We start from the raw sequence: 25,560 nt of genomic DNA, 5'->3' as shown, positions 1-25,560 counted from the left end.
CTGAAGCAGCTGGTTTGGCTTGAGAACCTCCATCTTGCTTCACCTCGGGTGAACAACCTCTTGGGAAACGACAACTAGCGCTGGTCGGTGGGCCTGAGTGGCCGTTGGTTTATCTCCAGCGGTGACATCGACAGCAGCACGGTCAACGCGCTCGAGACCATCGTCATGCCCCAGAAGATGAAGAAGGTCACGGTATAGATCGCATAGCGCGACCAGCCCACCGGCTCGCCAAACAGGCTCAGGGTCTCCGGGTCGAGCACGGCGAACACCATCATCTCGAGCACGGCGGCGACCAGAAACGCCGGCCAGGCAATCCACATCCAACGCTCACGCAACATCGTTTGTCTCCACGGGCGGCGCCTCTACACGGCCCTCAGGGGTGTGTGCCGGGCTTCGGGCCGTGCACCGTGGGGCGCGTGACGCCGCCGGTCGCGGCGTGGTTGCGCCCTTGCATCGCAGGGGCCATGGACGGACCGTCGTGCTCATCTGCGCGTTGCATAGTGGCCGCACTGCGCACGCGGATGTCGTCAGCATCGGTGTAGACGGGGTCCGGCGTGCGGATGGCCAGCCAAAGCGTGACAAAGGCCGCGACGACAACGACCAGCGGCCCACCAACGACCATCCACATATGGCCATATTTCCACCATGGGCCTGAGGGCGCTTCGGCGGGCGCCGCATGGGCACTGGCGGGAGGATACGGGGTTTGAATTGTGCTCATCTGACTACCTCGGCACCATGAAAACGGATTTTTCCCTGACTTCGCCATCGTCTGCACGGACCCCGATATGGATTTCGTGCGAACCGGGCTTGGCGGCATCGTAGGGGATTTGCAGGCGAACCGGCACCCACAGCGATTGCGCCCCTTCGATGGTGACGCGCGGCTCGGTCACCAGCTGGATGCCCGGCAGGCCATCGACCGACAGGCTGTACTGCTGCGGCTTTTCGGTCGCATTCATGATCTGGACGCGGTAGACGTTCTCGATCTTGCCGCCCTCGACCATGCGGGCCAGCGTGGCGCGGTCGCGCACGATGTCAACCTTGAAGGGCGTGCGCAGGAACAGGCTGGCGATCAGCGCGATGGTCACGGCCGCCAGGATGGCCGAGTAGATCAGCACGCGCGGACGCAGCACGCGGCGCAGGATCTCGCTGCGGCCCCAGCCCTCCTCCAGCGCGCGCTCGGTCGAATAACGGATCAGGCCGCGCGGGTAACCCACTTTGTCCATCACGTCATCGCACACGTCGATGCAGGCCGCACAGCTGATGCAGTCGTACTGCAGACCGTTGCGGATGTCGATACCGGTCGGACAAACCTGCACGCACAAGGTGCAGTTGACACAATCGCCCAAACCCAGCGCGTGGTGATCGGCCTTCTTCGAGCGCGCACCGCGCGGCTCGCCGCGCTTGGCGTCGTAGGTGACGATGAGTGTGTCCTTGTCGAACATCGCGCTCTGGAAACGCGCATACGGGCACATGTACTTGCAGACCTGCTCGCGCATGTAGCCGCCGTTGCCGTAGGTCGCGAAGCCGTAGAAGCAGATCCAGAAGGTTTCCCAGGGGCCGAGGTTCAGGTTCACCACGTGCCCAGCCAGTTCACGGATCGGCGTGAAATAGCCGACGAAGGTAAAGCCCGTCCACAGGCCAACCGCGATCCATGCTGCCTGCTTGCCAACCTTGCGCCAGAGCTTGTTGGCCGACATGGGGGCTGCATCCAGCCGTAGCCGGGCCGAACGATCTCCCTCGAACTTGCGCTCGATCCAGAGGTAGATTTCGGTGTAGACGGTCTGCGGACACGCGTAGCCGCACCACTGTCGCCCGGCCACTGCGGTGAACAGGAACAGCAGCATGGCCGAAATGATCAGGATCGCCGCCAGGTAGATGACATCCTGCGGATAGAGCACGAGCCCGAAGATGTAGAAGCGGCGCGTCTCAAGGTCGAACAGCATGGCCTGCCGACCGCCCCACTGCAGCCACGGCATGCCGTAGAAGAACAACTGCGTGGCAATGACAAAGAACCAGCGCCACTTGGCAAACACCCCAGTCACACTGCGGGGGTAGACCTTCTTGTGCGCCTCGTAGAGGGACACCATGACCTCGTCGCCAGCGGCGGCGGGGATCTTATCGGTCGTTGCCATGTCGTTCACCCAACTCCGTTACCCGTCTGCAAGGCAGGTTGCGCCTGCTCGCGCGCGGCGGCACGTGGCGAACGGGACCCGCGCACAAAGGGCGGAGGGCGCCCATGCGCCCCTGCCAACTGCGGTACCTTGTCCTGACCGCCGCCCCTGCTTGATCGGACGGCACGGCCAACACGCTCAAGGCTGTTGCCCTCAGCGCGGGCCCGTCCAATGCCATCAAACCAGGCTGACCTCCACACGGCGCGCCTGTCGCCCCGCACCGGCTTCGATGTTTTCCGGTGCCTTCAACTCGATCTTGTCTTCGGCCACACCCAGCGCCTTCAGCTGATCGCGCACAGCGAACGCGCGCTGCTTGGCCAATTCGGCGTTCTGGGCGGCGTTGCCGGTGCTGTCCACGTAACCGCTGACCACGGCTTTCTTGCCTGCCTGCACGCCAGCCACAACGTCGGCCAGCGCTTTGTCCGCGCCGCTGGCCACATCCGCCTTGCCGGTGGCAAAGAAGAATTTGACGACGCCGCCATCAACGGTGACGGATGCCGCGTCATCACTCTGCGCGGAGGGGGCAACAGGCGCTGCCGCATGGGCACCGGCCACGCCGCCGCCCTTGCCCCAAACGTAGGCGGTCAGCACGTTGAGTTGCTCCGGCGTGAACTTGGCATCCCAGGCGGGCATGACACCCGTGCGGCCATTCATGACCATGTCGGTCACGTGCGCTTCGACCGCGGGGCCGTAGACAAAGATGCCGCGGGTCAGGTCGGGCGCGCCCAGGGCCTGGTTGCCCTTGCCATCCTGACCGTGGCATGCCGCACAGGCCACAAACTTGGCTTTGCCGAGGTTCGCACGCACAGAGTCGTGCGGACCGCCCGACAGGCTCATCACGTAGTTGGCCACGTTGCGCACGTCGTCCGAGGAACCTACGGCGGCGCCCATCGGCGGCATGCTGCCGGTGCGGCCCTTGGCGATGGTTTCGTGGATCTGCGCCGGCGTGCCGCCCCAGGTCCAGTTGTTGTCGGTCAGGTTCGGAAAGCCCTTGCTGCCACGCGCGTCCGAACCGTGGCACTGGGCACAGTTGTTCATGAACAGGCGGTCACCGATCGCCATGGCCTGCGGATCCTTGGCCAGCGCATCGGTCGACTTGCCGGCAAAAGCGGCGTAGATCGGTGCGACCTGCTCATTGCCACGCTCCACCTCGGTGTCGAACTGGCCGGTTTGAGACCACTTGAGCGAGCCCTGGTACGAGCCCAGGCCGGGGTAGAGATACAGGTAGACCAGCGCAAACAGGCAGGTGATGATGAACAGGCCAACCCACCACCGGGGAAGCGGGTTGTTCATCTCGCGCAGGTCGCCGTCCCACACGTGGCCGGTGGTGTTGTCGCTGTCGGTCATCGCCTTGGTCTTGCCGCTGATCCACAGCAGCACCAGGCACGCGATCACGCTCAGGATCGTGATGCCCGCGATGTAAATCGACCAGAAGTTGCTCGTAAAGTCGCTCATTTTTTGATTCCTTGCCCGCCAATGGCTGCGGCTCAGTCCTCTTCGAATGGAAGCTGTGCAGCCTCCTCAAAGCGCGTCTTGTTCCGACTCGACCACGCCCAGACCACGATCCCGATGAACAGGGCAAACGCCACCACGGTCACGATGCTGCGCAACAGGTTGATATCCATGACACGCCCTCCTCTGCTTGGGTTTACTTGCGGTGGATGCCCAGCACCTGCAGGTAGGCAATCACCGCATCCATCTCGGTCTTGTCCTTGAGGTCTTCAGGCGCTTTGGCGATTTCCTCATCCGAGTAGGGCGCGCCCAGCGTGCGCAGACCCCGCATGTGTGTCTGAACCGACTTGGCATTGGCCGGCGTCGATTCCAGCCACGGGTAAGCCGGCATGTTGGACTCGGGCACCACGTCGCGCGGGTTGAACAGGTGCGCACGGTGCCAGTCGTCGCTGTAGCGACCACCGACGCGCGCCAGATCTGGCCCCGTGCGCTTGCTGCCCCACTGGAAGGGATGGTCGTAGACAAATTCGCCCGCGACCGAGTACGGGCCATAGCGCAGAGCTTCCGCACGGAACGGCCGAATCATTTGCGAGTGACAGTTGTAGCAACCCTCACGCACGTAGATATCGCGCCCGACGACCTGCAGCGCGGTGTAGGGCTTCAGTCCCTCGATCGGCTGGGTCGTGGATTTCTGGAAGAAGAGCGGGACGATCTCGACCAAGCCCCCCACGGAGACCACGATCAGGATCAGCACGATCATCAGGAAGTTGCTGGTTTCGACCTTGGCGTGGCCAGTGACTTTTTCGTGTGCCATGTATTCAAGCTCCTCAGGCGTGCGCCATCATGGCCGGGATCTGCACCGGCACGACGCGGCCAGCCGTCACCGTCTTCACCGTGTTCCACAGCATGATGATCATGCCGCCCAGGTACAACAGGCCACCCAGCAGACGCAGCAGATAGAACGGGAAGGTGGCCTTGACCGATTCAACGAAGGTGTAGGTCAGCGTGCCGTCTGGGTTGACCGCGCGCCACATCAGGCCCTGCATCACGCCGGCAATCCACATCGCGGCGATATAGATCACGATACCGATGGTGGCGACCCAGAAGTGCACCTCGATCGCCTTGATGCTGTACATCTGCTTGCGGCCAAACAGGCGCGGGATCAGGTAGTACATCGAGCCCATGGTGATCAGACCCACCCAGCCCAGCGCACCGGAATGCACGTGGCCCACAGTCCAGTCGGTGTAGTGCGAGAGCGCGTTGACGGTCTTGATGGACATCATCGGGCCTTCGAACGTGGACATGCCGTAGAACGACAGCGACACGATCAGGAAGCGCAGGATCGGGTCGTCGCGCAGTTTGTGCCAGGCGCCCGACAGCGTCATGATGCCGTTGATCATGCCGCCCCAGCTGGGCGCCAGCAGGATGAGCGAGAACACCATACCCACCGACTGCGCCCAATCCGGCAGTGCGGTGTAGTGCAGGTGGTGCGGGCCCGCCCACATGTAGGTGAAGATCAGCGCCCAGAAGTGGACGATGGACAGGCGGTAGCTGTAGACCGGGCGCTCGGCCTGTTTGGGGATGAAGTAGTACATCATGCCCAGGAAGCCGGCGGTCAGGAAGAAGCCCACGGCGTTGTGGCCGTACCACCATTGCACCATCGCGTCCTGCACGCCGGCGTAAGCCGAATAGGACTTCATGGCGCCCACCGGCAACTCGGCGCTGTTGACGATGTGCAGCAGCGCCACCGCCAGGATGAAGCCGCCGTAGAACCAGTTGGCCACGTAGATGTGGCGCACCCGACGCGTCCCCACGGTGCCGAAGAAGACCACGGCGTACGCCACCCACACCAGCGCGACCAGGATGTCGATCGGCCACTCCAGTTCGGCGTATTCCTTGCCACTGGTGTAGCCCAGCGGCAGCGAAATAGCGGCTGCAACGATCACCACCTGCCACCCCCAGAAGGTGAACGCGGCCAGCTTGTCGCCAAACAGTCGCACTTGGCTGGTGCGCTGCACCACGTAGTAGGACGTGCCCATCAGCGCACAGCCGCCGAACGCGAAGATCACCGCGTTGGTGTGCAGCGGCCGCAAACGGCCATAGCTCAACCAGGGAATGCCCAGGTTAAGTTCCGGCCAGGTCAGTTGGGCCGCGATGATCACGCCAACCAACATGCCCACCACGCCCCAGACCACCGTCATGATGGCGAACTGTCTGACCACCCTGTCGTTGTAGACCGTGGCTCGGGTATTGGCGAATGTCATTTCCACCTCATCCTCAAAAAAAGCTTGTGCAGTGTCCGCGAAGATCGAAAGGTCTTAATTGATGCCGATCAATCCTGCTCAAGAATTCGCTGACCTTCGCGCTCAACGTCGTCGAATTGACCACGGTAGATCGCCCAACCCAGCGCCGCCAGGATGAAAAAGACCAATACGACCGACAGCGGGATCAGGAGATACAAGATATCCATGTCAAGCGCCTCCGCGTGAAAGGGTAGGCGTGCGGGCCAGACGCATGGCGTTGGCGACCACTACCAGAGAGCTGACCGCCATGCCCAGGCCCGCGGCCCAGGGCGGCATCCAGCCGGCCATGGCCATCGGCACGCCCACGATGTTGTAGGCCACCGCCCAGCCAAGATTCTGCCTGACCACCCGCATGGTTTCGCGCGACTGCGATTGCGCCTGCGGGATCGCCATCAGCTGTTCACCCAGCACCACGAAGTCCGATTGCGCACGCGCCAGCGGCACGGCGCGCCCGAAGGCAAAGGACACATGCGCACCGGCCAGCACCGGGCCATCGTTCAAGCCATCGCCCACCATCGCCACAGTGTGACCGGCAGCCTGCTCGCGCTGCATGGCGGCCAGTTTCTCATCAGGCGAACACCCACCCCGCACCTGTTCGATGCCGGCCAACCGGCCAAGCGCAGCGGCTGCCGCGGGCGCATCGCCCGACAGCAGTTGCACGCTGACCCCTGCGGCCTGCAACGCTTGCACCGCAGCAGGCGCATCGCCGCGCAAATCCTCGCGGAATTTGAAGGTGGCTAGCCAGCCCTGAGCGTCGGTCAGGTGGCTGACGGGGCCCTTCGCGTCCGCGTCGACAACCTCGGCCGATACGCCGGCGAAGTGCGCCGAACCCAGGCGAAATTCCTGCGAATCGCCATCGGCCACAACGGTCGCCCGCACGCCCTGCCCCGCCACTTCCTGCAGAACCAATCCACCACAAGCCGGCACCGATTCGCCACGTGTCTCGGCCGCGCCGACCAGCGCACGCGACACCGGATGCAGGCTGCCGCCGGCCAGTTGGGCGGCCAGCGCCAGCGCCTGCCCTGCTGTCGCGCCCGGCCGCACGCGGACTTCTTCCAGCACAAAAGCGTCGCGCGTCAGCGTCCCGGTCTTGTCGAACACCAGCGTGTCGACCTTGGCCAGCGTTTCGAGCGCCTGCAGACGGCGCACCAGCACACCGCGGCGCGCCAACGACCCTGCGCTGGCCAGCATGGCCGCTGGCGTGGCCAGCGACAGCGCGCACGGGCAGGTCACCACCAGAATGGCCACCGCAATCATCATCGCGTGGCCCGGATCGCTCGGCCACCACCACGCGGCTGTGGCCCCAGCCGCAAGCAACACGAAAATTAGAAACGGTTTGGCCAGCCGGTCGGCCAGCTGCGCCACCGTCGGCTTGCTGACCGACGCCTGCTCCATCAGCGAGACGATCTGCGCGTAGCGCGTGTCGCCCCCCACGCGCAGCACCTCCACCTCCACCGGCGCGGCCAGGTTGTGGCTGCCGGCGATCACCTGGTCGCCCTCGCCGCGCGGAACCGGCGTGGACTCGCCGGTCAGCAGCGCCTCATCGACAGAGGTGTGGCCGCGCAGCACGGCACCATCGGCAGGAAAGGCTTCGCCCGGCAGCACGCGCAGCACATCGCCCACGCGCACGCGTCGCGCCACCACGCGCGCCCACGTGCCATCGGCGTCGCGGCGCTCCACGCTTTCAGGCAGGCGGTGCATCAGCGCATCCAGTGCGCCAGCGGTGCGGTCGCGCAGGCGCAGCTCCAGCCAACGGCCCGTCAGCAGGAAGAAGACGAACATGGTGAGCGAGTCGAAGTAGACCTCGCGCCCGAACAGGCCGTTGGGCTCGAAGGTACCGAGCGAGCTGACCACGAAGGTGATCAACATCCCCAACGCCACCGGCAAATCCATGCTGATGCTGCGCTGGCGCAAATCGCGCAAGGCGTTGGCAAAGAAAGGGCGGCAGGAAAACAGGATGACCGGGATCGACAGCACCCACTGCGCCCAGCGCAGCAGGTTGACCAGGTCGGGCTCGATCTCGCCAGCGCGGGTGAAGTACGTCGGCGTGGCGTACATCATCACCTGCATCATGCACATGCCGGCCACGCCCAGGCGCCACAGCATCTTGCGTGTTTCAGCCTGGCGGCGGGCGCTGGCGAAGGCGTCGTGCGCCGGCAGTGCGCGGTAACCGGCACGTTCCACGGCGCGCATCCAGGTCGACGGACGCGTGCTCTGCTCGTCCCACACCACGCGGCCGCGGTGGCTGGCGGCGCTGACTTCGGCTTCCAGCACGCCAGGGATCGCGCGCAAGGACTGTTCGAGCGTGGTGGCGCAGGCGGCGCAGTGCATGCCCTCGAACACCACGGTCGACTCCCAGCACCCCGAATCGGCAGGGGCGGCTACGCTGGGCGACGCCCCGTGGGCCGCATCGGCCACCGGCCGGCTGAATTCCAGCCACGCATCGCGGTCGTCCAGCAGGCTGAGATCGCCCTCGCCCGCACGGCCTTCGCGTGCGCCAGCCAACGTCGTCGCCTCGGGCGCCGCGGGCGCGTCGACCCGCGTCAGTGGAGAAATCACACCGGCGCCTTGCATAAGGCCAAGGACTGTACCTACTTTAACTTTCGTTAACTTGACCTGAGTCAAGAGTCGCACCACGGCACTGGGAGTAACGTCGGCACGACGCGGCTGCGAGCGCACCGCCACCGGTCCGACACAACCAGGAGATCAGCATGTACAAGCGCATTCTTGTGGCCACCGACGGCTCCAAGCTTTCCACCAAGGCCGTCAACAGCGCCATCGACCTGGCCGCCGCGCTGGGCGCCGAACTGGTCGCCCTGAAGGTGATCCCGCGCTACCCGCAAAGCTACTTCGAAGGCTCCATTCCCCTGTCGGGCGACGATGTCGCCCGCGTGGAGCAGCAGTGGGCCGACGATGGGCGCAAAGTGGTGGACGAGGTCAAGAGCACGGGCGAGGCGCGGGGCGTCAAGGTCAAGGCCATCCTGGCCAAGTCCGACGTGGTGTCCGACGCGCTGATCGCCGCGGCGAAGAAGCACAAGGCCGATCTGATCGTGATGGCGTCACACGGCCGCAAGGGCGTCAAGCGCCTGCTGCTGGGCAGTGAGACGCAACAGGTGCTGACGCACTCGGAAATCCCGGTGCTGGTGTTGCGTTGACGCACGCGCCCTGACGCAGTTTGCTATGGATTATGTAGCTGGTTACGCAGGTGGTTGTAGGGCCAGGGCAGCAAACCTCCCGAACCGACACCGTGCTGCATCACCACTGCGGGATCGGCGCGAGCAGTGACCTCGTCACTCCAGCAAGCCGCACTGCCTGCGTGTGGACCGTGTTTCGCGTGTGCTGGGCCTGGCAGGGTTGCGGCGCCCACTCCGCGCGGGTCGCCGACCAGCATGGACGTGATGCGCTCCTCTGGCAGAGCCCCATAAAAGCCACAGCCAGCTATCCAATCAATAGCTGGCTGCTCAGGTGGCTCTAAGGCCAGAGCCCCATAAGCCTTAAAAACGAAATCCGTTGACTCAGCGCGGCACGGCGTTGCCGACGGGGTCTTCTACCGTGGTCTGGGCATAGTTCGGCTGGCCACCGAGCGCGGCCGGGCGCACGCTCGCGGGCGCTGGCACATAGCCCGCCAAGCCTTCGCGCAAACCCATTTCCAGGCGGTCGACGCGCGCGTGCAGGTCGCGGTTGTGGTTTTCCACGGCCTGCACCAAGCGCGTGATATCGGCGTCAATGGGACGCTCGCGCAGGCCCATTTCGGCGCGGTCCACGCGCGACAGCGTTTCCCGCGTCTGCACACCCATCGCTTCGGTGACACGGGTGATTTCCTTGTCGAGGTGGGCGCGCAGGTCGGTGAAGCGCGAGGCCTCGGCCTTGTCGGCCAGCTCGCGCTGGGCGGCCAGTTCCTTGGCGTGGCGGCGCGTTTCGACCAGCACGGTGCCCTGCGTGTACGCCACCAGAGCCACGAAAACCACCGACAGCAGCGCCATCAATCCGAGCAGAACCAAGCCCAGCGGCGCGCGAATTTCCGTGAAGCCGAGCGACAGGTTCGTGGGCGTGCTCATCGCTGGCCAGTTCAGACCGACGAAGGCCAGGATGGCGATGCCGATGATCAGCAGAAACAAGGATTTAAAGGACATGCGTCTTCCCTTCGCGTGCAATGGCGTGCGTGACATGGGTGCGATTTCTCGTTCTGAGGACTCCACCCTTTCTGGACAAGTGTAGCCCCGCGCCCGACGCGCCCCTGTCAGTCAAGACCCTGAATTGCCACCGGATGCAAAGAGGGACTTGTAGGTGTCGCGCAGCAGGTTCTTTTGCACCTTGCCCATCGTATTGCGCGGCAACTCCTGCGTGATGAAACAGCGCTTGGGGATCTTGAAATTGGCCAATTGCGATTTCAGCGCCGCCAAAAGTGCGTCGCCATCCAGCTGCGCCCCGGCTTTGGGGATGACCACGGCCACGCCGACTTCGCCGAAATCCGGGTGCGGCACGCCCACCAGCGCGCTTTCGGCCACGCCGGGCATATCGTTCAGGTAACCCTCGATCTCAGCCGGGTAGACGTTGTAGCCGCCGCTGATGATCAGGTCCTTGCTGCGCCCGACGATGGTGACGTAGCCGCACTCGTCCTGCTTGCCCACGTCGCCGGTCTTGAAGAAGCCGTCGGCGGTGAATTCTTCCTGGGTCTTCTCGGGCATCTGCCAGTAGCCGGCGAACACGTTGGGGCCGGCCACCTGGACGCCACCGATTTCGCCTGCGGGTAGGTTCAGGCCATCGTCCCCCTGCACGCGCACCTGCACGCCCGGCAGCGGGAAGCCTACGGTGCCCCCGCGGCGCTCATCCTGACCGGCATAGCGCTCATCCGCGCGGTAGGGGTTGGACGTGAGCATGATGGTTTCGCTCATGCCGTAGCGTTCCAGGATGGTCTGGCCCGTGCGCTCGCGCCAGGCGTTGAAGGTCTCGATCAACAGCGGCGCCGATCCGCTGATGAACAGGCGCATGTGCGCGGCCTGGGCCTTGGTCAGCGCGGGTTCGGCCAGCATGCGCACGTACAGCGTGGGCACGCCCATGAACACCGTGGCGCGCGGCATGTCGGCGATCACGCGTTTCGGGTCGAACTTGCCGTGCCACAGCATCTTGGAGCCGTTGAGCAGCGCGCCGTGGATGGCCACGAACAGGCCGTGCACGTGGAAGATCGGCAGCGCGTGGATCAGCACGTCGCCGAGCTGCCAGCCCCAGTAGTCCTTCAGCATGACGGCGTTGGACAAAAGGTTGCCGTGCGACAGCATCGCGCCCTTGCTGCGGCCCGTCGTGCCGCTGGTGTAGAGGATGGCGGCCAGGTCGTCGGCCCGGCGCTCAACCGGCGTTTGCTGATCGCTGCAGTGGGCAGCGCGCTCCAGCAGGCTGCCGCTGCGGTTGTCGTCCAGCGTGAAGACGTGGCGCGTGCCAGCCTTGAACGCGATCTGGCTCACCCACGGAAAATTCCTGCTGGAACACACCACCACGGCGGGCTGGGCGTTGCCGATGAAGTATTCGATCTCTCCGCTTTGGTACGCGGTGTTCAGCGGCAGAAACACGAAGCCGGCGCGCAGCGTGGCCAGGTACAACACCATGGCTTCGACCGACTTCTCGACCTGCACCGCCACGCGCGGTGGCACGCCGTCCTTGGATGCGGGAATGTCGAGCGACTGCAACAGGTTGGCCACCATGGCCGTGGCGCGGTCAAGGTCGCGCCACGAATAGCGCAGGCCATCGTCGGTTTCGACGGCGATGGCGTCCTGGTCGGAGGGAAAGGCGTTGCGCAGGGCGACGAACAGGTTCTGGTTGGCCATGGTGGGTGACGGGGGATTCAAGGGTCGATGGGGTACATCACTGAAAGCGGGCGGGGCGCTTGGCCAGAAAGGCCTCAATGCCCTCGCGATGGCCGGGACTGTCGGCGTAATCGTAGGCGCTCTCGACTATCAATTGCATAGCTGCTTGCGCAGATCCATCCTGCGCCTGGGGCCTTTTCAATGCTCTAAGCGTTTGCTTGTTCAGGCGCGCCGCCTGCGGGCTCAGTGCGGCCATGCGTTCGGCCCGCGTGCGCGCGTGCGCCATCAACTCCTCTACCGGCACCGTGGCGTTGAGGAAGCCACGCCGTTGCATCTCTGGCGCGCCGAGCACGGCGGCTTCCAGCAGCATCTCGCGCGCGGTCGCTTCACCCAGCGCACCGGCGACGAGCGCCGCCTCGCGCGGCGCCATCGGAAACCCCAGCTTGGCGATGGGCGCACCGAACTTGGCGTTGTCCGCCGCCACGCGGATATCGCACGCACTGGCCATCTCGATCCCGGCGCCCATGCAATGGCCCGCGATGGCCGCGACGATCGGCACGTCGCAGTCGATCACCGCTTGCAGACCGCCCCAGACCTCGTCCTCGTGAAAACCGCGCAGGCGCTCGCGGTCAAAGCGAAAGTCCGGGTATTCGGCGATATCGCCGCCCGAGCAGAAATGGCCATCTGCGCCGCGCAGCAACACGCAGCGCCAGCGCGCGCCGGCCTGAATCGCACCAAACACCTGCGCCAGTTGGCGCCACATCGCGCGCGACATGGCGTTGTATTTGCCAGGGTGGGTCAATTCGACGATCGCCAGCGCGCCGTCGTCCGTCAACACAACTTCACCAGACACGCGCGCGCTTCCTTCCAGACCGGGTCATTTCGCTCATTCGAGCTTGGCCCCCGACAACTTGACGACTTGCGCCCACTGGCCGATCTCCTTGTGGATCAACTGGGCGAACTGCTGGCCGGACACGTTGGGAAAGTCGGCGCCCTGGCTGTTCCACACCGCCTTGGCATCGGGCTCCTGGCACGATTTCCGAATCGCTTCAATGGCGGCGTTCTGCGCGTCTGTGGGCGTTCCCTTGGGGGCCCAGATGCCGTACCAGGTGTGCACGTCGTAGGCGGGCAGGCCCACCTCGGCCGCGCACGGCACGTCGGGAATCGCCGGGTTGCGCTTGCTGCCGGCGACCATCAGCGCCTTGATGCGGCCACCCTTGATATGGCCCGCCGACGAGCCCAGACCGTCGAAGTTCATGTCCACGTTGCCGGCGATCAGGTCCTGCAGCGCAGGCCCGGCGCCGCGGTACGGAATGTGGGTGATGAAGGTTTTGGTCTGCTGCTTGAACAGCTCGCCCGCCAGGTGGTGCACCGAGCCCGCACCCGCGGACGCGTAGTTGAGCTTGCCGGGGTTCTTGCGGATCAGCTCCATGAATTCCTGGTAACTGCCGGTGTTGGCGCGCTTGACGTTCACCACCAGCACCTGCGGCACGCTGGCGACCTGAATCAGCGGCACAAAGTCCTTCTCGATGTCGTAGTCGAGCTTGGGGTACATGCTGGGCGCCACAACGTGGTGCGCGCCGCCCATGAACAGGCCGTAGCCGTCAGCGGGCAGCTTGGCCGCCACCGACGCGCCGAGCGTGCCACCCGCGCCGCCCCGGTTGTCGATGACCAGCGCCTTGCCCGTCACCTTCGAAAACTGGGTCGCCATCGGGCGTGCAAACGCGTCCGTGCCGCCGCCGGCCGGGAACGGCACGATCAGGTTGACCGGCTTGCTGGGCCAGCCAGACTGCGCGTGGGCCAGCCAAGGCATGCTCAGGGCGGCGGCGCCCAGCATCAGATGACGGCGTTGGATCGGTGGGGGCATGGTTGTGTCTCCGAATCGTTGGAACCCGGTCAGTGTGACCGCCATGCCGCGGTCAATCCATCAGGTTTTCCACTGCCTTGGCGACGGGTACGCTGCCCTTGGCGAGCTGGGCGCGGTGTTTGTCCAGCCTTTTGAGGTCGTACAGATAGTTCACCATCAGCCCATACGATTGCTTCACGCCCTTGGCCGACGGGTCGCCCAGCCAGTTCAGCCGCTCGACACGCGCACCGTTGCCCAGGTGAAAACGGGCCACAGCGTCCAGCGGGCGACCGTTGGACGCCAGTTCCTTGCCCAGAAAGCGCGCTGCTGCGGCTTGAAGCCAACGCCCAAGGGGCGACTTTTCGTCCAGCTCCTTGGGTTTGTCCAGCGCGGCCATCACGGCGACTGCCTCCAAACCGTTCTGACCCAACTGCTTCTCGATCGCCTGGCGTGTCCGTGCAGCCGTGCCGGCCCACAAATCGGGCGCCTGCTTGGTCAGCCAACTGCGCAACCCGGGAATGGGCGACAGTGTGGCGAATTCCTTGAGCTGCGGAAACTCGGCGCGCAGCGTCTCCACCACGCGCTTGATCAGCGAATCGCCAAAGCTCACGCCGCGCAGGCCGGTCTGCGTGTTGCTGATCGAATAGAAGATGGCCGTGGTCGCCTTGCCCAGATCGGACGCGTCGGCGGTCTCGTCCAGCAGCGGTGGCATGCTGCCGGCCAGCCCCTGCAGCAGCGCCACCTCGACGAAGATGAGCGGCTCGCCCGGCAGGCGCGGGTGAAAGAAGCCGTAGCAGCGCCGGTCTTCGTCCAGCCGGTTCTTGGCGTCGGCCCAACTGGTGATGTCGTGCACCGCCTCGTACTTGATGAGCTTCTCGACCAGCGCAGCGGGCGATTCCCAGCTGATGCGCTTGAGGTCCAGAAACGCCACGTCGAACCAGGTCGAAAACAGCGCTTCCAGCTCGGCATCCAGCGCGACCAGCCGCTTGTCGCTCTTGAGGTGCGGCAGCAGCTCGGCGCGCAGGTCCACCAAAAAGCGCATGCCTTCCGGAAAGGCCGCAAAGCGCTGCAGCAGCCGTGTGCGCGGCGAACTGAAAGACCGGCGCAGCCGCACTTCGGCCTCGGCCTCGCCGGGCTTGCCCAGCGCCGCTTCGTACTCGCGGCGCGCTTCGTCCAGCGCGCTCACGTCGGGGGCAAACTGCTGGCTCATCAACAGCCAGCAGTCGCGCCGCTCTTCGGGCGACGCCTGCGCGTACCAGCCGGCCACGCCCGCGGCCAGGCGGCCGCCCTCCACGTCGCTGATCGCCGGGTCGTTGATCGCCTGCAGCTCCGACAGCGTGCGGCGCAACACCCAGGGCGACAGCGCTTCCGAACGCCGCCCAAGCAGCGCGCCCAGGCGCTCGCGCATGGTGCGCGCGCTGGCGCCTTCGGCTTCGGTGGACGGAGGTTTCACTACATTATTCATAGCTGCTTGCGCTGATGGGAGTAGCGTCAGAGACCAATATCGTCAATAAGTTCGATGGATCACAACATTCACGCCACCACCGGCTGGGCACGCCTGGTCGCCCACACCCACAGCGCGATGCCGGCCACGATCATCGGGATGCACAGCCACTGGCCCATGCTCATGCCCAGCGCCAGCAGGCCCAGGTGCGCGTCGGGCTGGCGGAAGTATTCGGCGATGAAGCGAAACACGCCGTAGCCAAACAGGAACGCCCCGCTGACCTGCCCCGTCTTGCGCGGGTGGCGCGCGTACAGCCACAGCAGCACGAACAGCAGCACGCCTTCCATCAGGAACTGGTAGATCTGCGAAGGGTGGCGCGGCGGGTTGGTGCCGTCGGGCAGCACCGCGCCCGGGAACACCATGGCCCACGGCAGCGACGGATCGGCGATGCGGCCCCACAGCTCGCCGTTGATGAAGTTGCCCACGCGGCCCGACGCCAGGCCCAGCGGCACACAGGGCGCGATCAGGTCCGTCACCTGCAGCCAGGGCCGGCCGGCCTTGCGCGCCCACAGCATCATGGCGACGATGACGCCCAGCATGCCGCCGTGAAAGCTCATGCCGCCCTGCCACACGGCGAAGATCTCCAGCGGGTGGCTGGCGTAGTAGGCGGGTTTGTAGAACAGGCAGTAACCCAGCCGCCCGCCGACGATCACACCCATCACGCCCCAGAACAGCATGTCCTCGATGTCGCGCCGCGTCCACGGCGCGGGCTGGGTGATGCTGGCGTAGGGCTCGTGCCGCAGGCGGCGCGTGGCCAGGTAGAAGAACAGCCCGAAGGCGACCAGATAGGTCAACCCGTACCAGTGAATCGCCAGCGGACCCAGCCGAATGGCGATGGGGTCGATTTGAGGGTGCATCAGCATGGCGGGCATTGTGCCGCAGGGCCCCGTCAGCACCGCCGCGGCACGCCGGTCACCCCGCGCGGGCGGACGGCTTTGTTAGCGTAGACCGCTACTCTTTCAATAGCTGGTCGCGCAGGTCGATCTAGGGCCAGATGCCCAAAATACTTCAATAAGCCGCTCTAAGCCGGTGCACGGCTCAGGCAGCCCAGCCCGACCAGCGAGCGGCGCACGGCCTCATCCAGCGGCGTGTGCGGCTCGGCGCCCAGCAGGGCGATCAGCTTGTCGCCCCGCAGGCGCAGTGGCTGGCGCCACAAGTAGCGCATCTCGATCAGCTCGCGCAGCAGGGGCACCACGGGTGCGGCGAGGCGCAGCGCCCACCACGGCAGGCGGCGCAGCGGCAAGTCGGGCTGGCCAGCCACCCGGCGAATGGCCTGGGCCATCTGCTGGCCGTCGGCGTCCCAATGGCCGTGAAAGTGGAAGGCCTCGAACGGCGCCAGCGCGTCGGCGCGCGCCATCAGCTGCACCGCCGTTTCCGCCAGGTCGGGCAGATAAGCCCATTGGTGGCCTACGCCCGGCGCGCCCGGCAGCACGACCCGGCGCAGCGCCTGGCCCGGGCGCACCATGCCTTGCGCAAACCAATGGCTGCCCGGGTTGGGGCCAAAGAAGTCGCCCGCGCGCAGCACCAGGCTTGGCACGCCCTGCTCCGCCGCTGCGGCCTGCAGGCGCGCCTCCAGCGCCACGCGCACCTGGCCCTTGCGCGTCACCGGGTGTTGCGGCCCTTGTTCAGCCAGATCGCTGCCCGCATCCGGGCCAAAGTTGTAGACGTTGCCCGGCAGCAGGATGCGCGCGCCGCAGGCTTCGGCCGCCGCGATGCTGGCTTCGACCATCGGCAGCACCAGCTCGCCCCAGCGGCGGTACCCGGGCGGGTTGACGGCGTGCACGATGCAGCGCGCGCCCTGCGCGGCGGCGCGCACGCTGGCGGCGTCCATCGCGTCGCCGCGCACCCATTCGGGCGTCGGCGGGCTGGCGGGCGCCCGCGCCCGCGCGGTGGCCGGGTCGCGGTGCAGCGCGCGCACGGGCACGCCGCGTGCGAGCAGCGCCTGCGTGACCGCGCCGCCAAAGCTGCCGGTAGCGCCCAGCACCAGCACGGGCCCATCGGGCGTCAGCGATGGGGAGGTGTCAGGAAAGTTGGCTGGGTAGATGTTCATGGGTTTGCGGCTCCTGGGTGGCCGGATGCAGGTCATCCGGTGGTTGCCCCAAGTATTTGGGCTGGTCGACCTCAACACAATTGCACAAACCTGCCCATCGGTTAGCATAAAAATGATGAACTCACCCACGCCACCCGCACCGCTGGACTGGGAATCGCAGCGCACCTTCCTGGCCGTGATCCGCGAAGGCAGCCTGTCTGCCGCAGCGCGCGCGCTGCAGTTGGCGCAGCCCACCGTGCGCCGCCGTCTGGACGCGCTGGAAAAAGCCGTGGGCAGCGCGCTGTTCACCCGCTCGCCCACCGGTCTGCACCCGACGCCAATCGCGCTGGAGCTCGCCCGCCACGCCGAGACCATGGCCGCCGCCGCCGAGGCCTTTGCGCGCGCCGCCAGCGCGGCCGACGACGACCGCAGCGGCACGGTGCGCATCTCGTGCAGCGAGCTGATGGGGGTCGAGGTGCTGCCGCGTCTGCTGGCCCCGTTGCAGGCCGAGCACCCCGGTCTGGTGCTGGAGCTGAGCCCGACCAACCGCGTCGAAGACCTGCTGCGGCAAGAAGCCGACCTGGCCGTGCGCATGGCGCCGCTGACCCAGGGCGCCGTGGTGGCGCGCAAAGCGGCAGCGATCCGGCTGGGGCTGTTCGCGCACCGCGACTACCTGGCCCGTGCCGGCGTGCCGCAGGACTGGGCGGACCTGCCGCGTTTTGCGTTGGTCGGGCCCGACCGGGATACCGCCACGCTGCGTGCCGTCAGCTTGGGGCAGGCGCCGCTGCGCCGCGCCATGTTCACGCTGCGCACCGACAGCCACCTGGCGCAGCTGGCGGCCGTGCGCGCCGGCATGGGCATCGGCGTGTGCCAGCTGCCGCTGGCGGCGCGCGAGCCGGACCTTGTCCCCGTCCTGCCCGCGCTGTACAGCCACACCATGGAGACCTGGGTCGCCATGCACGAAGACCTGCGCCGCGTGCGGCGGGTCGGCCGGGTGTTCCGGCACCTGGTGCAGGCCTTGGAGGGGTACGCGGCGGTGTGAAAAGTGCCCCGTTCGGCGCGCGCGCAGGCCGCCTTCGCGGCGCCTCGTAGACCGCAGACGAACTCGCGAAGCGAGCCCGCTGCACACCAGATGTAAGCCATCGCGTTCACCGTCGGCAAACTCGGGCTGGAAAGCCTGATCAGCCTGGCCTGGCTGGTGAGCTCGTTCTACATCACGGCCATTCTGTTTGTCGTGGTGGTGCTGGGCGCGGTGGCCAAGGTCTGCGGCTTTTCGGTGCTCAAGCTGATCCGTTACCTGAAGGCCGAGTTGCTGCTGGTGACGATGCTCAGCTCGAAAGGCGCGCGGGTGTGTCGGACGCGGGCTTCATCACGCTGCAGGTGGTGCCGGAGGTGCCCCTGGCCGGCATGGCGCTGATCCTGGGCGTGGACCGCTTCATGAGCGAATGCCGGTCGCTCACCAACTTCATGGGCAACGCCGTCGCCACCGTGGTCATCTCGCGCTGGGAAAACGCCGTCGACATGGACCGCCTGCGCGCCGTGCTGGACGGCGAAGACGTGGCCGACCCGGCCTACGAGCAGGCCGGCATGCCCGCGTGAGCGGGCCGCAGCCCAGCCTGCCCCGTCAGCCCCGGGCGGCAGCTGGCGCCGGGGCGATGCGGATGGCCCGCGCTCGCAACTGACCGCAACCGCCGTCCACGTCCTGCCCGGCCGAGTCGCGCAGCTTGGTCAGAATGCCGCGTTCGTGCAGCGTGCGCGCCAGCGCCTGGCAGCGCGCCCACGTAGGCCGCTGGAACGGCGAATCGTCCAGCGTGTTGAAAGGGATCAGGTTGAGGATGCCGCGCTTGCCGGCCAGCAGCCGCACCAGGCCATCGACCTCCTCGGCGCTGTCGTTCACGCCTTCCAGCAGCGTCCACTGGTACTGCACTGGATAGCCCGACGCCTGGGCGTAGCGCTCGGCCTCATCGACCAGGGCTTGCGGGGTCAGGTCCGGCGCGCGCGGCAGCAGGCTGCGGCGCAGGTCGGCGCGCGTGGTGTGCAGCGACAGGGCCAGTGCGGGCTTGACGGTGGCGTCGTGCAGGCGCTCGAAGGCGCGCGGATCGCCCACGGTGGAGAACACGATGTTCTTGTGGCCCACACCGCCCACGGTGCCCAGGAAGTCGATCGCCTCGAACACGTTGTCCAGGTTGTGCGCCGGCTCGCCCATGCCCATGAACACCACCCGGCGCACCGGGCGCCGCGCGCGGGCCAGGGACAGCTGCGCGATGATTTCGGCGCTGCCGACCTGGCGCAGCAGGCCGTCGCGCCCGGTCATGCAGAACTGGCAACCGACGGCGCAGCCCACCTGGGACGACACGCACAGGCCGCCGCGTGGCAGCAGCACGCTTTCCACCATATGGCCATCACCCAGCGCGACCACCAGCCGCTCGGACCCGTCCGCGCCGGGGTGGACGGTGTGCACCCGCGCCAACGCGCCCAATTCGGCCTGGATCGTCGGCACATTCGCCCGCAGCGCCGCCGGGAAGAAGGTGGAGGGCCGGCGCCGCCCGCTTTCCAGTGGCAAGGCGTGCGACCAGGCGCGCAGGATGCGCTGCGCGTGGAGGGGCGCGGCGCCGGCGTCGTGCAGGCGCTGCTTCAGCGTGTGCAGGCGCGCAATAGAGGTCGAGCGCTTGTGGTCGCCCTGCGGGTGCATAACTGCCGTCATTGCCTGTGGTCGCTCGTCATGGGCGCAATTGTGACGCGACGCGTCTGGCGCGACGCAGAACGATCAATCCTGCAAAGGGGCCTGCGCAGCACCGCCGACGTTGGCTTTTGTAGCGCCATCTCGGCGTCCAACCCACGCAGAGTTCCGCAAATCGCTGAGAATGACACATCCAGAAACAAGGAGAGACCGCTCATGGAATCGCCCGTTGTCCGCCGCGCCGGGTTGCCGAGTGTTTGCCGACAGGCCAAAGCTTCTGTAGGCGCTGTCTTCGTTGTCACCCTTCTTTTCGCGCCGAGTTGGGCATACGCCGAATCGCTGCGCTGCAGCGGCGGAAGCGTGTCCGAAGGGGATGCCAGTGTCGCGCTGTTGCGCAATTGCGGCGCCCCGGCCGCGCAAACGAGCCATTGCGAGCCCGTCTATCAACCGGCTTACCGTCCAATGGCCCCCGGCTACGGGGAAAGCTACAACGTTCCAGGCGCCAACGCTTACTTCTACCCGCCCACTCAGGCCTGCGTGCCCACAGAACAATGGCTTTACGATCGCGGCGCAGGCAACCTGCCAGCGATCGTGCGCATCGTCTCGGGCACCGTGCGCACCATTTCCTACGGCAATGGCGCGCGCTGAGGTGCAGGGCCGCCTTCGCACGGCACTTCTGATTGAACCGCGTGTCCAGCGCGGCCAGCCACAGGATAAAGACTTCGCGCTCGACAACCTTGGTCAGACCAAAAAGAACGCCGCCCTGAAAGGCGGCCGTTCAACGCGTCCCGCGCGGCGCTGTCAGTCCAGCAGATCCACGTCGCGCACGGCGCCCTTGTCGGCCGAGGTGACCAGCATGGCGTAGGCCTTCAGCGCGGTCGACACCTTGCGCGGGCGCGGCTTGGCCGGCTTCCAACCCTTGGCGTCCTGCTCGGCGCGGCGCTTGGCCAGCTCTTCATCGCTGACCAGCACGTTGATGGTGCGGTTGGGGATGTCGATGCGGATCTTGTCGCCGCTTTGCACCAGGCCAATGTTGCCGCCGGCCGCCGCTTCGGGCGAGCAGTGGCCGATCGACAGGCCGGACGTGCCGCCCGAAAAGCGCCCGTCGGTCAGCAGCGCGCAGGCTTTGCCCAGCCCCTTGGACTTGATGTAGCTGGTGGGGTAGAGCATTTCCTGCATGCCAGGGCCGCCTTTGGGGCCTTCGTAACGCACCACCACCACATCGCCGGCCTTAACCTTGTCGGCCAGGATGTTCTCCACGGCTTCGTCCTGCGACTCGACCACGTGTGCCGGGCCTTCGAACACCAGGATGGAATCGTCGACGCCCGCGGTCTTCACCACGCAGCCGTTCTGCGCGATGTTGCCGAACAGCACGGCCAGGCCGCCTTCCTTGCTGAAGGCGTGGTCGTACGAGCGGATGCAGCCTTCGGCGCGGTCGGTGTCTAGGCTGGGCCAGCGCGTGCTCTGGCTGAAGGCGACCTGGGTCGGGATGCCGGCCGGGCCGGCCATGTAGAAGGTCTTGACTGCGTCGTCGTCGGTCTGGGTGATGTCCCACTGCGCCAGCGCTTCCTTCATCGACTTGGCGTGCACGGTGGGCACGTCGGTGTGCAGCTTGCCGGCGCGGTCCAGCTCGCCCAGAATGGCCATGATGCCGCCCGCGCGGTGCACGTCCTCGATGTGGTACTTGTTGGTGTTGGGCGCCACCTTGCACAGCTGCGGCACCACGCGCGACAAGCGGTCGATGTCGGCCATGGTGAAGTCGATCCCGGCTTCCTGCGCGATCGCCAGCAGGTGCAGGATGGTGTTGGTGGAGCCGCCCATGGCGATGTCCAGCGTCATCGCGTTTTCAAAGGCCTTGAAGCCGACCGAGCGTGGCAGGATCGACGCGTCGTCCTTCTCGTAGTACTGCTTGGCCAGGTCGACCACCCGGCGGCCGGCGCGCTTGAACAGCTGTTCCCGGTCCGAGTGCGTGGCCACCACCGTGCCGTTGCCGGGCAGCGCCAGGCCGAGCGCCTCGGCCAGGCAGTTCATCGAGTTGGCGGTGAACATGCCCGAGCAGGAGCCACAGGTCGGGCAGGCAGAACGCTCCACCTCGGCCACTTCGGCGTCGCTGACCTTGTCGTCCGCGGCCATGACCATGGCGTCGATCAAATCGAGCTTCTTGATCTGGATGGTGGACGTACCGGGCACCGCGAGGCGCGCCTTGCCCGCTTCCATCGGGCCACCGGAGACGAACACGACCGGGATGTTCAGGCGCATCGCGGCCATCAGCATGCCGGGGGTGATCTTGTCGCAGTTGCTGATGCAGACCATGGCGTCGGCACAGTGCGCATTGACCATGTACTCGACCGAATCGGCAATGATTTCGCGGCTGGGCAGCGAATACAGCATGCCGTCGTGGCCCATGGCGATGCCATCGTCCACGGCAATGGTATTGAATTCCTTGGCGACACCGCCGGCGGCTTCGATCTCGCGCGCGACCAGCTGGCCCAGGTCCTTCAGGTGCACGTGGCCGGGCACGAACTGGGTGAACGAGTTGACGACGGCGATGATCGGCTTGCTGAAGTCATCGTCCTTCATGCCGGTGGCGCGCCACAGCGAACGGGCGCCTGCCATGTTGCGGCCGGCGGTGGAAGTCTTGGAGCGGTAGGCGGGCATCGTGGGTGCGGGTAAGTCGGGTAGGCGGCCAACCACGCCGCCGTGCGGCGTGCCTGGGGTGAGCGGGTGGACCGGGAGGTTGGCGCGCCGGTGGCGCGCTGGGTTGAGCCGTGCCGGGCTGCGCACCGGTCACGCAACGCGTGAATTATGTCGCAAGCGGCGCCGCCAAGCCGCCAGAAGGGTCCGGCGGGCGACAGCGGTGCGACGGGTGTGTGGGCGCTCGGCGCGGCCCGATCAGGCCGCGTGCCTGGATCGGCACCGGGCCATTGGGACTACTGTTTTTATAGCTGGCTGCGCAGGTGGCTGTACGGCGCAAAGCCATTTTTACTCAAAACAGCTTCAGCGTCAGCGGCGGCGCGAAGCGGCTTCGCGCGGCTTTTGGCCCATCGCCTCGCGTGCACGGTTGATCCGGTCAAATTTCCGCTGATCGTCCTTTTCCATGGCCTTGCGCTTGGTGTAGCCCGACCAATCGGCCCATGACCACCAGGCCACGGCCAAGGCAAACGGCGCCATCACCCACCACCACGACCACGTCGCCACCGGGCCGATTTCCTGCCATTTCAGCAGCAACAAAACAACTCCCAAGCCCAAGAAGTACATGGTTTTCCCTTTGTGGACGCTCAGACCCGGAGGGCAGCGTGTCAACCCGACGGCCTACAATGGCGTTGATTGACTGTAGCGCAACTACCCGCGATGGAGAACCGAAGATGAAGCGTATTCTGATGACTATTGCCGCCTTGGCTGCCGTTGGTGCCGCTGCACCAGCCATGGCCGATGAGGCAATGGCCAAGGCCAAGAACTGCATGGCTTGCCACGCCACCGACAAGAAGTTGGTCGGCCCGAGCTACAAGGACGTGGCCGCCAAATACGGCAAGGAAGCCGGCGCGGTGGACAAGCTGGCCGCCAAGATCCAGAAGGGCGGCTCGGGCGTGTGGGGCGCCGTGCCGATGCCTCCCAACGCCAACGTGAACGCCGACGAAGCCAAGTCGCTGGCTACCTGGATCCTGTCGCTCAAGTAAGCAGCGTCAGCCCAACAAAAAACCCGCCGCTGGCGGGTTTTTTGTTGCCCGCGCCGGTTCGCTGGAACAGGCAGCGGGCCCGCGCGGCGGATCAGTACGTCTGGTCCAGCTGCGTCAAGATGGCCGGGTTTTCCAGGGTGCTGGTGTCCTGCGTGATCTGCTCGCCCTTGGCCAGGCTGCGCAGCAGGCGCCGCATGATTTTGCCGGAGCGGGTCTTGGGCAGGTTTTCGCCAAAGCGGATGTCCTTGGGCTTGGCGATGGGGCCGATCTCCTTGGCCACCCAGTCGCGCAGTTCCTTGGCGATGGCCTTGGCTTCGTCGCCGTGCGGCAGGCTGCGCTTGAGCACCACGAAGGCGCAGATCGCCTCGCCCGTGACGTCGTCCGGGCGGCCGACCACCGCGGCCTCCGCCACCAGATCGGTCTTCGCGACCAGGGCCGATTCGATCTCCATCGTGCCCATGCGGTGGCCCGACACGTTCAGCACGTCGTCGATGCGTCCGGTAATCCGGAAGTACCCGTTCTGGGCGTCTCGCACCGCACCGTCGCCGGCCAGGTAGTAGCCCTTGAGCTCGTCCGGGAAGTAGCTCTTCTTGAAGCGCTCCGGGTCGCCCCAGATCGTGCGGATCATGCTGGGCCACGGTTTCTTGACCACCAGGATGCCGCCGGCGCCGTTGGGCAATTCGTTGCCCGCCTCGTCCACGATCCCGGCCATGATGCCCGGCAGCGGCAGCGTGCAGGAGCCCGGCACCAGCGGCGTGGCGCCTGGCAGCGGCGTGATCATGTGGCCGCCGGTCTCGGTCTGCCAGAAGGTGTCGACGACCGGGCAGCGCTCGCCGCCCACATTGCGGTAGTACCACATCCAGGCTTCGGGATTGATCGGCTCGCCCACGCTGCCCAGGATGCGCAGCGAGGTCAGGTCCCAGTTCTTGGGGTGGACTTTCTCATCCGTTTCCGACGCCTTGATCAGCGAACGGATCGCCGTCGGCGCGGTGTAGAAGATCGTGCACCGGTGCTTTTCGATCATCTGCCAGAAGCGGCCAGCGTTCGGGTAGGTTGGCACGCCTTCGAAGATGATCTGCGTCGCGCCCGCGGCCAGCGGGCCGTACGCGACGTAGGTGTGACCGGTGATCCAGCCGATGTCGGCCGTGCACCAGAAGATGTCGCCGGCGCGCAGATCGAACGTCCAGTCCATCGTCATCTTGGCCCACAGCAGGTAGCCGCCGGTGGCGTGCTGCACGCCCTTGGGTTTGCCGGTCGAGCCGCTGGTGTAGAGCACGAACAGCGGGTGCTCGGCGTCGACCACTTCGGGCGGGCAGTCGGTGCTCTGGCCCTTCAGCACCTCGGTGAAGGTCTTGTCGCGCCCGGCGACCATGGCGCAGGCGGTGGAAGTGCGCTCGAACACGAAGATGTTCTTGATTGACTCGCAACCGCCCATCGCCAGCGCTTCGTCGACGATGGCTTTCAGCGGCAATTCCTTGCCGCCGCGCAGTTGGTAGTTGGCGGTGATGACGGCCACGGCGCCGCCGTCGATGATGCGTTCCTGCAGGGCCTTAGCCGAAAAGCCGCCGAACACCACGCTGTGCGTGGCGCCGATGCGCGCGCAGGCCTGCATGGCGATGACGCCTTCCACCGTCATGGGCATGTAGACCAGCACGCGGTCGCCCTTCTTCACCCCGTGCGCCTTCAGCGCGTTGGCGAACTGGCTGACGCGGTCGAGCAGTTCGCGGTAGGTCACCTTCGTGACCGTGCCGTCGTCGGCTTCAAAAATGATGGCGGTCTTGTTCTCGACCGGCGTGCCGACGTGCTTGTCCAGACAGTTGGCGCTGGCGTTCAGCTGGCCGTCGGCAAACCACTTGTAGAAGGGCTTGTTCGACTCGTCCAGCACCTGGGTGAAAGGCTTGTCCCAGACCAGGTTCTCGCGCGCGTGGCGCGCCCAGAAGCCCTGGAAATCGTCCTCGGCCTCCTTGCACAGCGCGTTGTAGGCGTCCATGCCGCCGATGCGGGCCGCCTTCTGCATCGCTTCGCTGGGCGGGAAAACGCGGTTCTCAACCAACACCGATTCAATCGTGCTCATAGTGCCTAGTCTCCTGGTTATTG

At 66.1% G+C, this 25,560-nt stretch carries 24 protein-coding genes and 1 pseudogene; 5 read left to right on the top strand and 20 right to left on the bottom strand.

From position 1 onward, the window contains the following. Positions 1–74: 74 nt before the first annotated feature. The 9 genes from FVQ98_RS18375 to FVQ98_RS18335 all read right to left on the bottom strand — a co-directional run bounded on the left by FVQ98_RS18375 (position 75) and on the right by FVQ98_RS18335 (position 8,485). A complete protein-coding gene (locus tag FVQ98_RS18375; protein WP_147914907.1) occupies positions 75–338 on the bottom strand; it encodes a hypothetical protein in 264 nt (87 codons plus the stop codon). Positions 339–373: 35 nt separating this feature from the next. Beyond that, the gene (locus FVQ98_RS18370) at positions 374–718 is read right to left on the bottom strand and encodes a nitrogen fixation protein FixH (RefSeq protein WP_187265801.1); all 345 of its coding nucleotides are present in this window, start codon (positions 716–718) and stop codon (positions 374–376) included. Positions 719–722: 4 nt separating this feature from the next. After that, positions 723–2,132, bottom strand: coding sequence for a cytochrome c oxidase accessory protein CcoG (gene ccoG / locus FVQ98_RS18365; RefSeq protein WP_147914906.1), 1,410 nt, complete (start codon positions 2,130–2,132; stop codon positions 723–725). Between the two features lie 216 nt (positions 2,133–2,348). After that, the gene (ccoP, locus tag FVQ98_RS18360; protein WP_187265800.1) at positions 2,349–3,626 is read right to left on the bottom strand and encodes a cytochrome-c oxidase, cbb3-type subunit III; all 1,278 of its coding nucleotides are present in this window, start codon (positions 3,624–3,626) and stop codon (positions 2,349–2,351) included. Between the two features lie 32 nt (positions 3,627–3,658). Continuing rightward, positions 3,659–3,796, bottom strand: coding sequence for a cbb3-type cytochrome oxidase subunit 3 (locus FVQ98_RS18355; protein ID WP_147914905.1), 138 nt, complete (start codon positions 3,794–3,796; stop codon positions 3,659–3,661). A 23-nt stretch (positions 3,797–3,819) separates the two neighbouring features. Beyond that, complete coding sequence (gene ccoO / locus FVQ98_RS18350) at positions 3,820–4,437, bottom strand: cytochrome-c oxidase, cbb3-type subunit II (RefSeq protein ID WP_147914904.1); 618 nt, start codon at positions 4,435–4,437, stop codon at positions 3,820–3,822. A gap of 13 nt (positions 4,438–4,450) precedes the next feature. Continuing rightward, positions 4,451–5,887: a cytochrome-c oxidase, cbb3-type subunit I gene (gene ccoN, locus FVQ98_RS18345; protein ID WP_147914903.1), complete on the bottom strand. Its 1,437-nt coding sequence runs from the start codon at positions 5,885–5,887 to the stop codon at positions 4,451–4,453. A gap of 68 nt (positions 5,888–5,955) precedes the next feature. Beyond that, positions 5,956–6,093 carry a cbb3-type cytochrome oxidase assembly protein CcoS gene (gene ccoS / locus FVQ98_RS18340; RefSeq protein WP_147914902.1) on the bottom strand — a complete coding sequence of 46 codons (138 nt, stop codon included), beginning with the start codon at positions 6,091–6,093 and terminating at the stop codon, positions 5,956–5,958. A 1-nt stretch (position 6,094) separates the two neighbouring features. Further along, the gene (locus FVQ98_RS18335; RefSeq protein WP_370512988.1) at positions 6,095–8,485 is read right to left on the bottom strand and encodes a heavy metal translocating P-type ATPase; all 2,391 of its coding nucleotides are present in this window, start codon (positions 8,483–8,485) and stop codon (positions 6,095–6,097) included. A 152-nt stretch (positions 8,486–8,637) separates the two neighbouring features. Between FVQ98_RS18335 and FVQ98_RS18330 the strand changes: the two genes are divergently transcribed. Beyond that, positions 8,638–9,081, top strand: a complete 444-nt coding sequence (locus tag FVQ98_RS18330) for a universal stress protein (protein ID WP_147914900.1) — start codon at positions 8,638–8,640, stop codon at positions 9,079–9,081. A 360-nt stretch (positions 9,082–9,441) separates the two neighbouring features. On the opposite strand, the gene FVQ98_RS18325 is transcribed toward FVQ98_RS18330, so the two are convergent. The 7 genes from FVQ98_RS18325 to FVQ98_RS18295 form a co-directional block, all read right to left on the bottom strand. Continuing rightward, on the bottom strand, positions 9,442–10,059 hold the full coding sequence (locus tag FVQ98_RS18325) for a LapA family protein (RefSeq protein ID WP_147914899.1): 618 nt from the start codon (positions 10,057–10,059) through the stop codon (positions 9,442–9,444). Positions 10,060–10,170: 111 nt separating this feature from the next. After that, positions 10,171–11,748 carry a malonate--CoA ligase gene (locus tag FVQ98_RS18320; protein WP_147914908.1) on the bottom strand — a complete coding sequence of 526 codons (1,578 nt, stop codon included), beginning with the start codon at positions 11,746–11,748 and terminating at the stop codon, positions 10,171–10,173. Positions 11,749–11,785: 37 nt separating this feature from the next. Next, the gene (locus FVQ98_RS18315; protein ID WP_147914898.1) at positions 11,786–12,580 is read right to left on the bottom strand and encodes an enoyl-CoA hydratase/isomerase family protein; all 795 of its coding nucleotides are present in this window, start codon (positions 12,578–12,580) and stop codon (positions 11,786–11,788) included. A 33-nt stretch (positions 12,581–12,613) separates the two neighbouring features. Beyond that, a complete protein-coding gene (locus FVQ98_RS18310) occupies positions 12,614–13,594 on the bottom strand; it encodes a Bug family tripartite tricarboxylate transporter substrate binding protein (protein WP_147914897.1) in 981 nt (326 codons plus the stop codon). Between the two features lie 52 nt (positions 13,595–13,646). Further along, on the bottom strand, positions 13,647–15,038 hold the full coding sequence (locus FVQ98_RS18305; protein ID WP_147914896.1) for a malonyl-CoA decarboxylase: 1,392 nt from the start codon (positions 15,036–15,038) through the stop codon (positions 13,647–13,649). Between the two features lie 68 nt (positions 15,039–15,106). Next, the gene (lgt, locus tag FVQ98_RS18300; RefSeq protein ID WP_147914895.1) at positions 15,107–15,940 is read right to left on the bottom strand and encodes a prolipoprotein diacylglyceryl transferase; all 834 of its coding nucleotides are present in this window, start codon (positions 15,938–15,940) and stop codon (positions 15,107–15,109) included. Between the two features lie 158 nt (positions 15,941–16,098). Next, a complete protein-coding gene (locus tag FVQ98_RS18295) occupies positions 16,099–17,127 on the bottom strand; it encodes an NAD-dependent epimerase/dehydratase family protein (RefSeq protein WP_147914894.1) in 1,029 nt (342 codons plus the stop codon). A 115-nt stretch (positions 17,128–17,242) separates the two neighbouring features. On the opposite strand from FVQ98_RS18295, the gene FVQ98_RS18290 reads away from it, so the two are divergent. Continuing rightward, entirely contained in the window at positions 17,243–18,148 is a 906-nt protein-coding gene (locus FVQ98_RS18290; protein WP_147914893.1) for a LysR family transcriptional regulator, read from the top strand. A gap of 96 nt (positions 18,149–18,244) precedes the next feature. Further along, positions 18,245–18,705 (top strand): annotated as a pseudogene (locus FVQ98_RS18285) (cation:dicarboxylate symporter family transporter); the annotation flags it as partial. 25 nt (positions 18,706–18,730) lie between these two features. Here FVQ98_RS18285 and FVQ98_RS18280 read toward each other — a convergent pair. Beyond that, on the bottom strand, positions 18,731–19,810 hold the full coding sequence (locus FVQ98_RS18280; protein WP_255507847.1) for an RNA methyltransferase: 1,080 nt from the start codon (positions 19,808–19,810) through the stop codon (positions 18,731–18,733). Between the two features lie 192 nt (positions 19,811–20,002). Between FVQ98_RS18280 and FVQ98_RS18275 the strand changes: the two genes are divergently transcribed. After that, positions 20,003–20,434, top strand: a complete 432-nt coding sequence (locus FVQ98_RS18275; protein ID WP_187265799.1) for a DUF2845 domain-containing protein — start codon at positions 20,003–20,005, stop codon at positions 20,432–20,434. A 153-nt stretch (positions 20,435–20,587) separates the two neighbouring features. Here the strand turns inward: FVQ98_RS18275 and ilvD are convergent, their stop codons facing one another. Together ilvD and FVQ98_RS18265 are read right to left on the bottom strand one after the other, a co-directional pair. Then, positions 20,588–22,444 (bottom strand): dihydroxy-acid dehydratase, encoded by a 1,857-nt coding sequence (gene ilvD, locus FVQ98_RS18270; RefSeq protein WP_147914890.1) that lies wholly within the window; start codon positions 22,442–22,444, stop codon positions 20,588–20,590. A gap of 345 nt (positions 22,445–22,789) precedes the next feature. Beyond that, positions 22,790–23,044, bottom strand: coding sequence for a TIGR04438 family Trp-rich protein (locus tag FVQ98_RS18265; RefSeq protein WP_147914889.1), 255 nt, complete (start codon positions 23,042–23,044; stop codon positions 22,790–22,792). A 107-nt stretch (positions 23,045–23,151) separates the two neighbouring features. On the opposite strand from FVQ98_RS18265, the gene FVQ98_RS18260 reads away from it, so the two are divergent. Continuing rightward, the gene (locus tag FVQ98_RS18260) at positions 23,152–23,463 is read left to right on the top strand and encodes a c-type cytochrome (RefSeq protein WP_147914888.1); all 312 of its coding nucleotides are present in this window, start codon (positions 23,152–23,154) and stop codon (positions 23,461–23,463) included. Between the two features lie 91 nt (positions 23,464–23,554). Here FVQ98_RS18260 and acs read toward each other — a convergent pair whose 3' ends face one another. Next, positions 23,555–25,537, bottom strand: coding sequence for an acetate--CoA ligase (acs, locus tag FVQ98_RS18255; protein ID WP_147914887.1), 1,983 nt, complete (start codon positions 25,535–25,537; stop codon positions 23,555–23,557). Positions 25,538–25,560: the final 23 nt, after the last annotated feature.

This window comes from Ottowia flava (genome assembly GCF_008017535.1).
GTDB lineage: Bacteria > Pseudomonadota > Gammaproteobacteria > Burkholderiales > Burkholderiaceae_C > Ottowia > Ottowia flava.
This window is presented reverse-complemented; position numbering and strand designations above follow the sequence as displayed.

Coding starts and splice junctions, on each gene's coding strand:
- ccoP (WP_187265800.1), bottom strand. CDS start 3,626: ATGAGCGACTTTACGAGCAACTTCTGGTCGATTTACATCGCGGGCATC.
- FVQ98_RS18330 (WP_147914900.1), top strand. CDS start 8,638: ATGTACAAGCGCATTCTTGTGGCCACCGACGGCTCCAAGCTTTCCACC.
- ccoS (WP_147914902.1), bottom strand. CDS start 6,093: ATGGATATCTTGTATCTCCTGATCCCGCTGTCGGTCGTATTGGTCTTT.
- lgt (WP_147914895.1), bottom strand. CDS start 15,940: ATGCTGATGCACCCTCAAATCGACCCCATCGCCATTCGGCTGGGTCCG.
- FVQ98_RS18280 (WP_255507847.1), bottom strand. CDS start 19,810: ATGACGGCAGTTATGCACCCGCAGGGCGACCACAAGCGCTCGACCTCT.
- FVQ98_RS18260 (WP_147914888.1), top strand. CDS start 23,152: ATGAAGCGTATTCTGATGACTATTGCCGCCTTGGCTGCCGTTGGTGCC.
- FVQ98_RS18370 (WP_187265801.1), bottom strand. CDS start 718: ATGAGCACAATTCAAACCCCGTATCCTCCCGCCAGTGCCCATGCGGCG.
- FVQ98_RS18290 (WP_147914893.1), top strand. CDS start 17,243: ATGAACTCACCCACGCCACCCGCACCGCTGGACTGGGAATCGCAGCGC.
- FVQ98_RS18295 (WP_147914894.1), bottom strand. CDS start 17,127: ATGAACATCTACCCAGCCAACTTTCCTGACACCTCCCCATCGCTGACG.
- FVQ98_RS18310 (WP_147914897.1), bottom strand. CDS start 13,594: ATGCCCCCACCGATCCAACGCCGTCATCTGATGCTGGGCGCCGCCGCC.
- ccoN (WP_147914903.1), bottom strand. CDS start 5,887: ATGACATTCGCCAATACCCGAGCCACGGTCTACAACGACAGGGTGGTC.
- FVQ98_RS18320 (WP_147914908.1), bottom strand. CDS start 11,748: ATGGCCAACCAGAACCTGTTCGTCGCCCTGCGCAACGCCTTTCCCTCC.
- FVQ98_RS18275 (WP_187265799.1), top strand. CDS start 20,003: ATGGAATCGCCCGTTGTCCGCCGCGCCGGGTTGCCGAGTGTTTGCCGA.
- FVQ98_RS18325 (WP_147914899.1), bottom strand. CDS start 10,059: ATGTCCTTTAAATCCTTGTTTCTGCTGATCATCGGCATCGCCATCCTG.
- acs (WP_147914887.1), bottom strand. CDS start 25,537: ATGAGCACGATTGAATCGGTGTTGGTTGAGAACCGCGTTTTCCCGCCC.
- ilvD (WP_147914890.1), bottom strand. CDS start 22,444: ATGCCCGCCTACCGCTCCAAGACTTCCACCGCCGGCCGCAACATGGCA.
- ccoG (WP_147914906.1), bottom strand. CDS start 2,132: ATGGCAACGACCGATAAGATCCCCGCCGCCGCTGGCGACGAGGTCATG.
- ccoO (WP_147914904.1), bottom strand. CDS start 4,437: ATGGCACACGAAAAAGTCACTGGCCACGCCAAGGTCGAAACCAGCAAC.
- FVQ98_RS18355 (WP_147914905.1), bottom strand. CDS start 3,796: ATGGATATCAACCTGTTGCGCAGCATCGTGACCGTGGTGGCGTTTGCC.
- FVQ98_RS18265 (WP_147914889.1), bottom strand. CDS start 23,044: ATGTACTTCTTGGGCTTGGGAGTTGTTTTGTTGCTGCTGAAATGGCAG.
- FVQ98_RS18375 (WP_147914907.1), bottom strand. CDS start 338: ATGTTGCGTGAGCGTTGGATGTGGATTGCCTGGCCGGCGTTTCTGGTC.
- FVQ98_RS18305 (WP_147914896.1), bottom strand. CDS start 15,038: ATGAATAATGTAGTGAAACCTCCGTCCACCGAAGCCGAAGGCGCCAGC.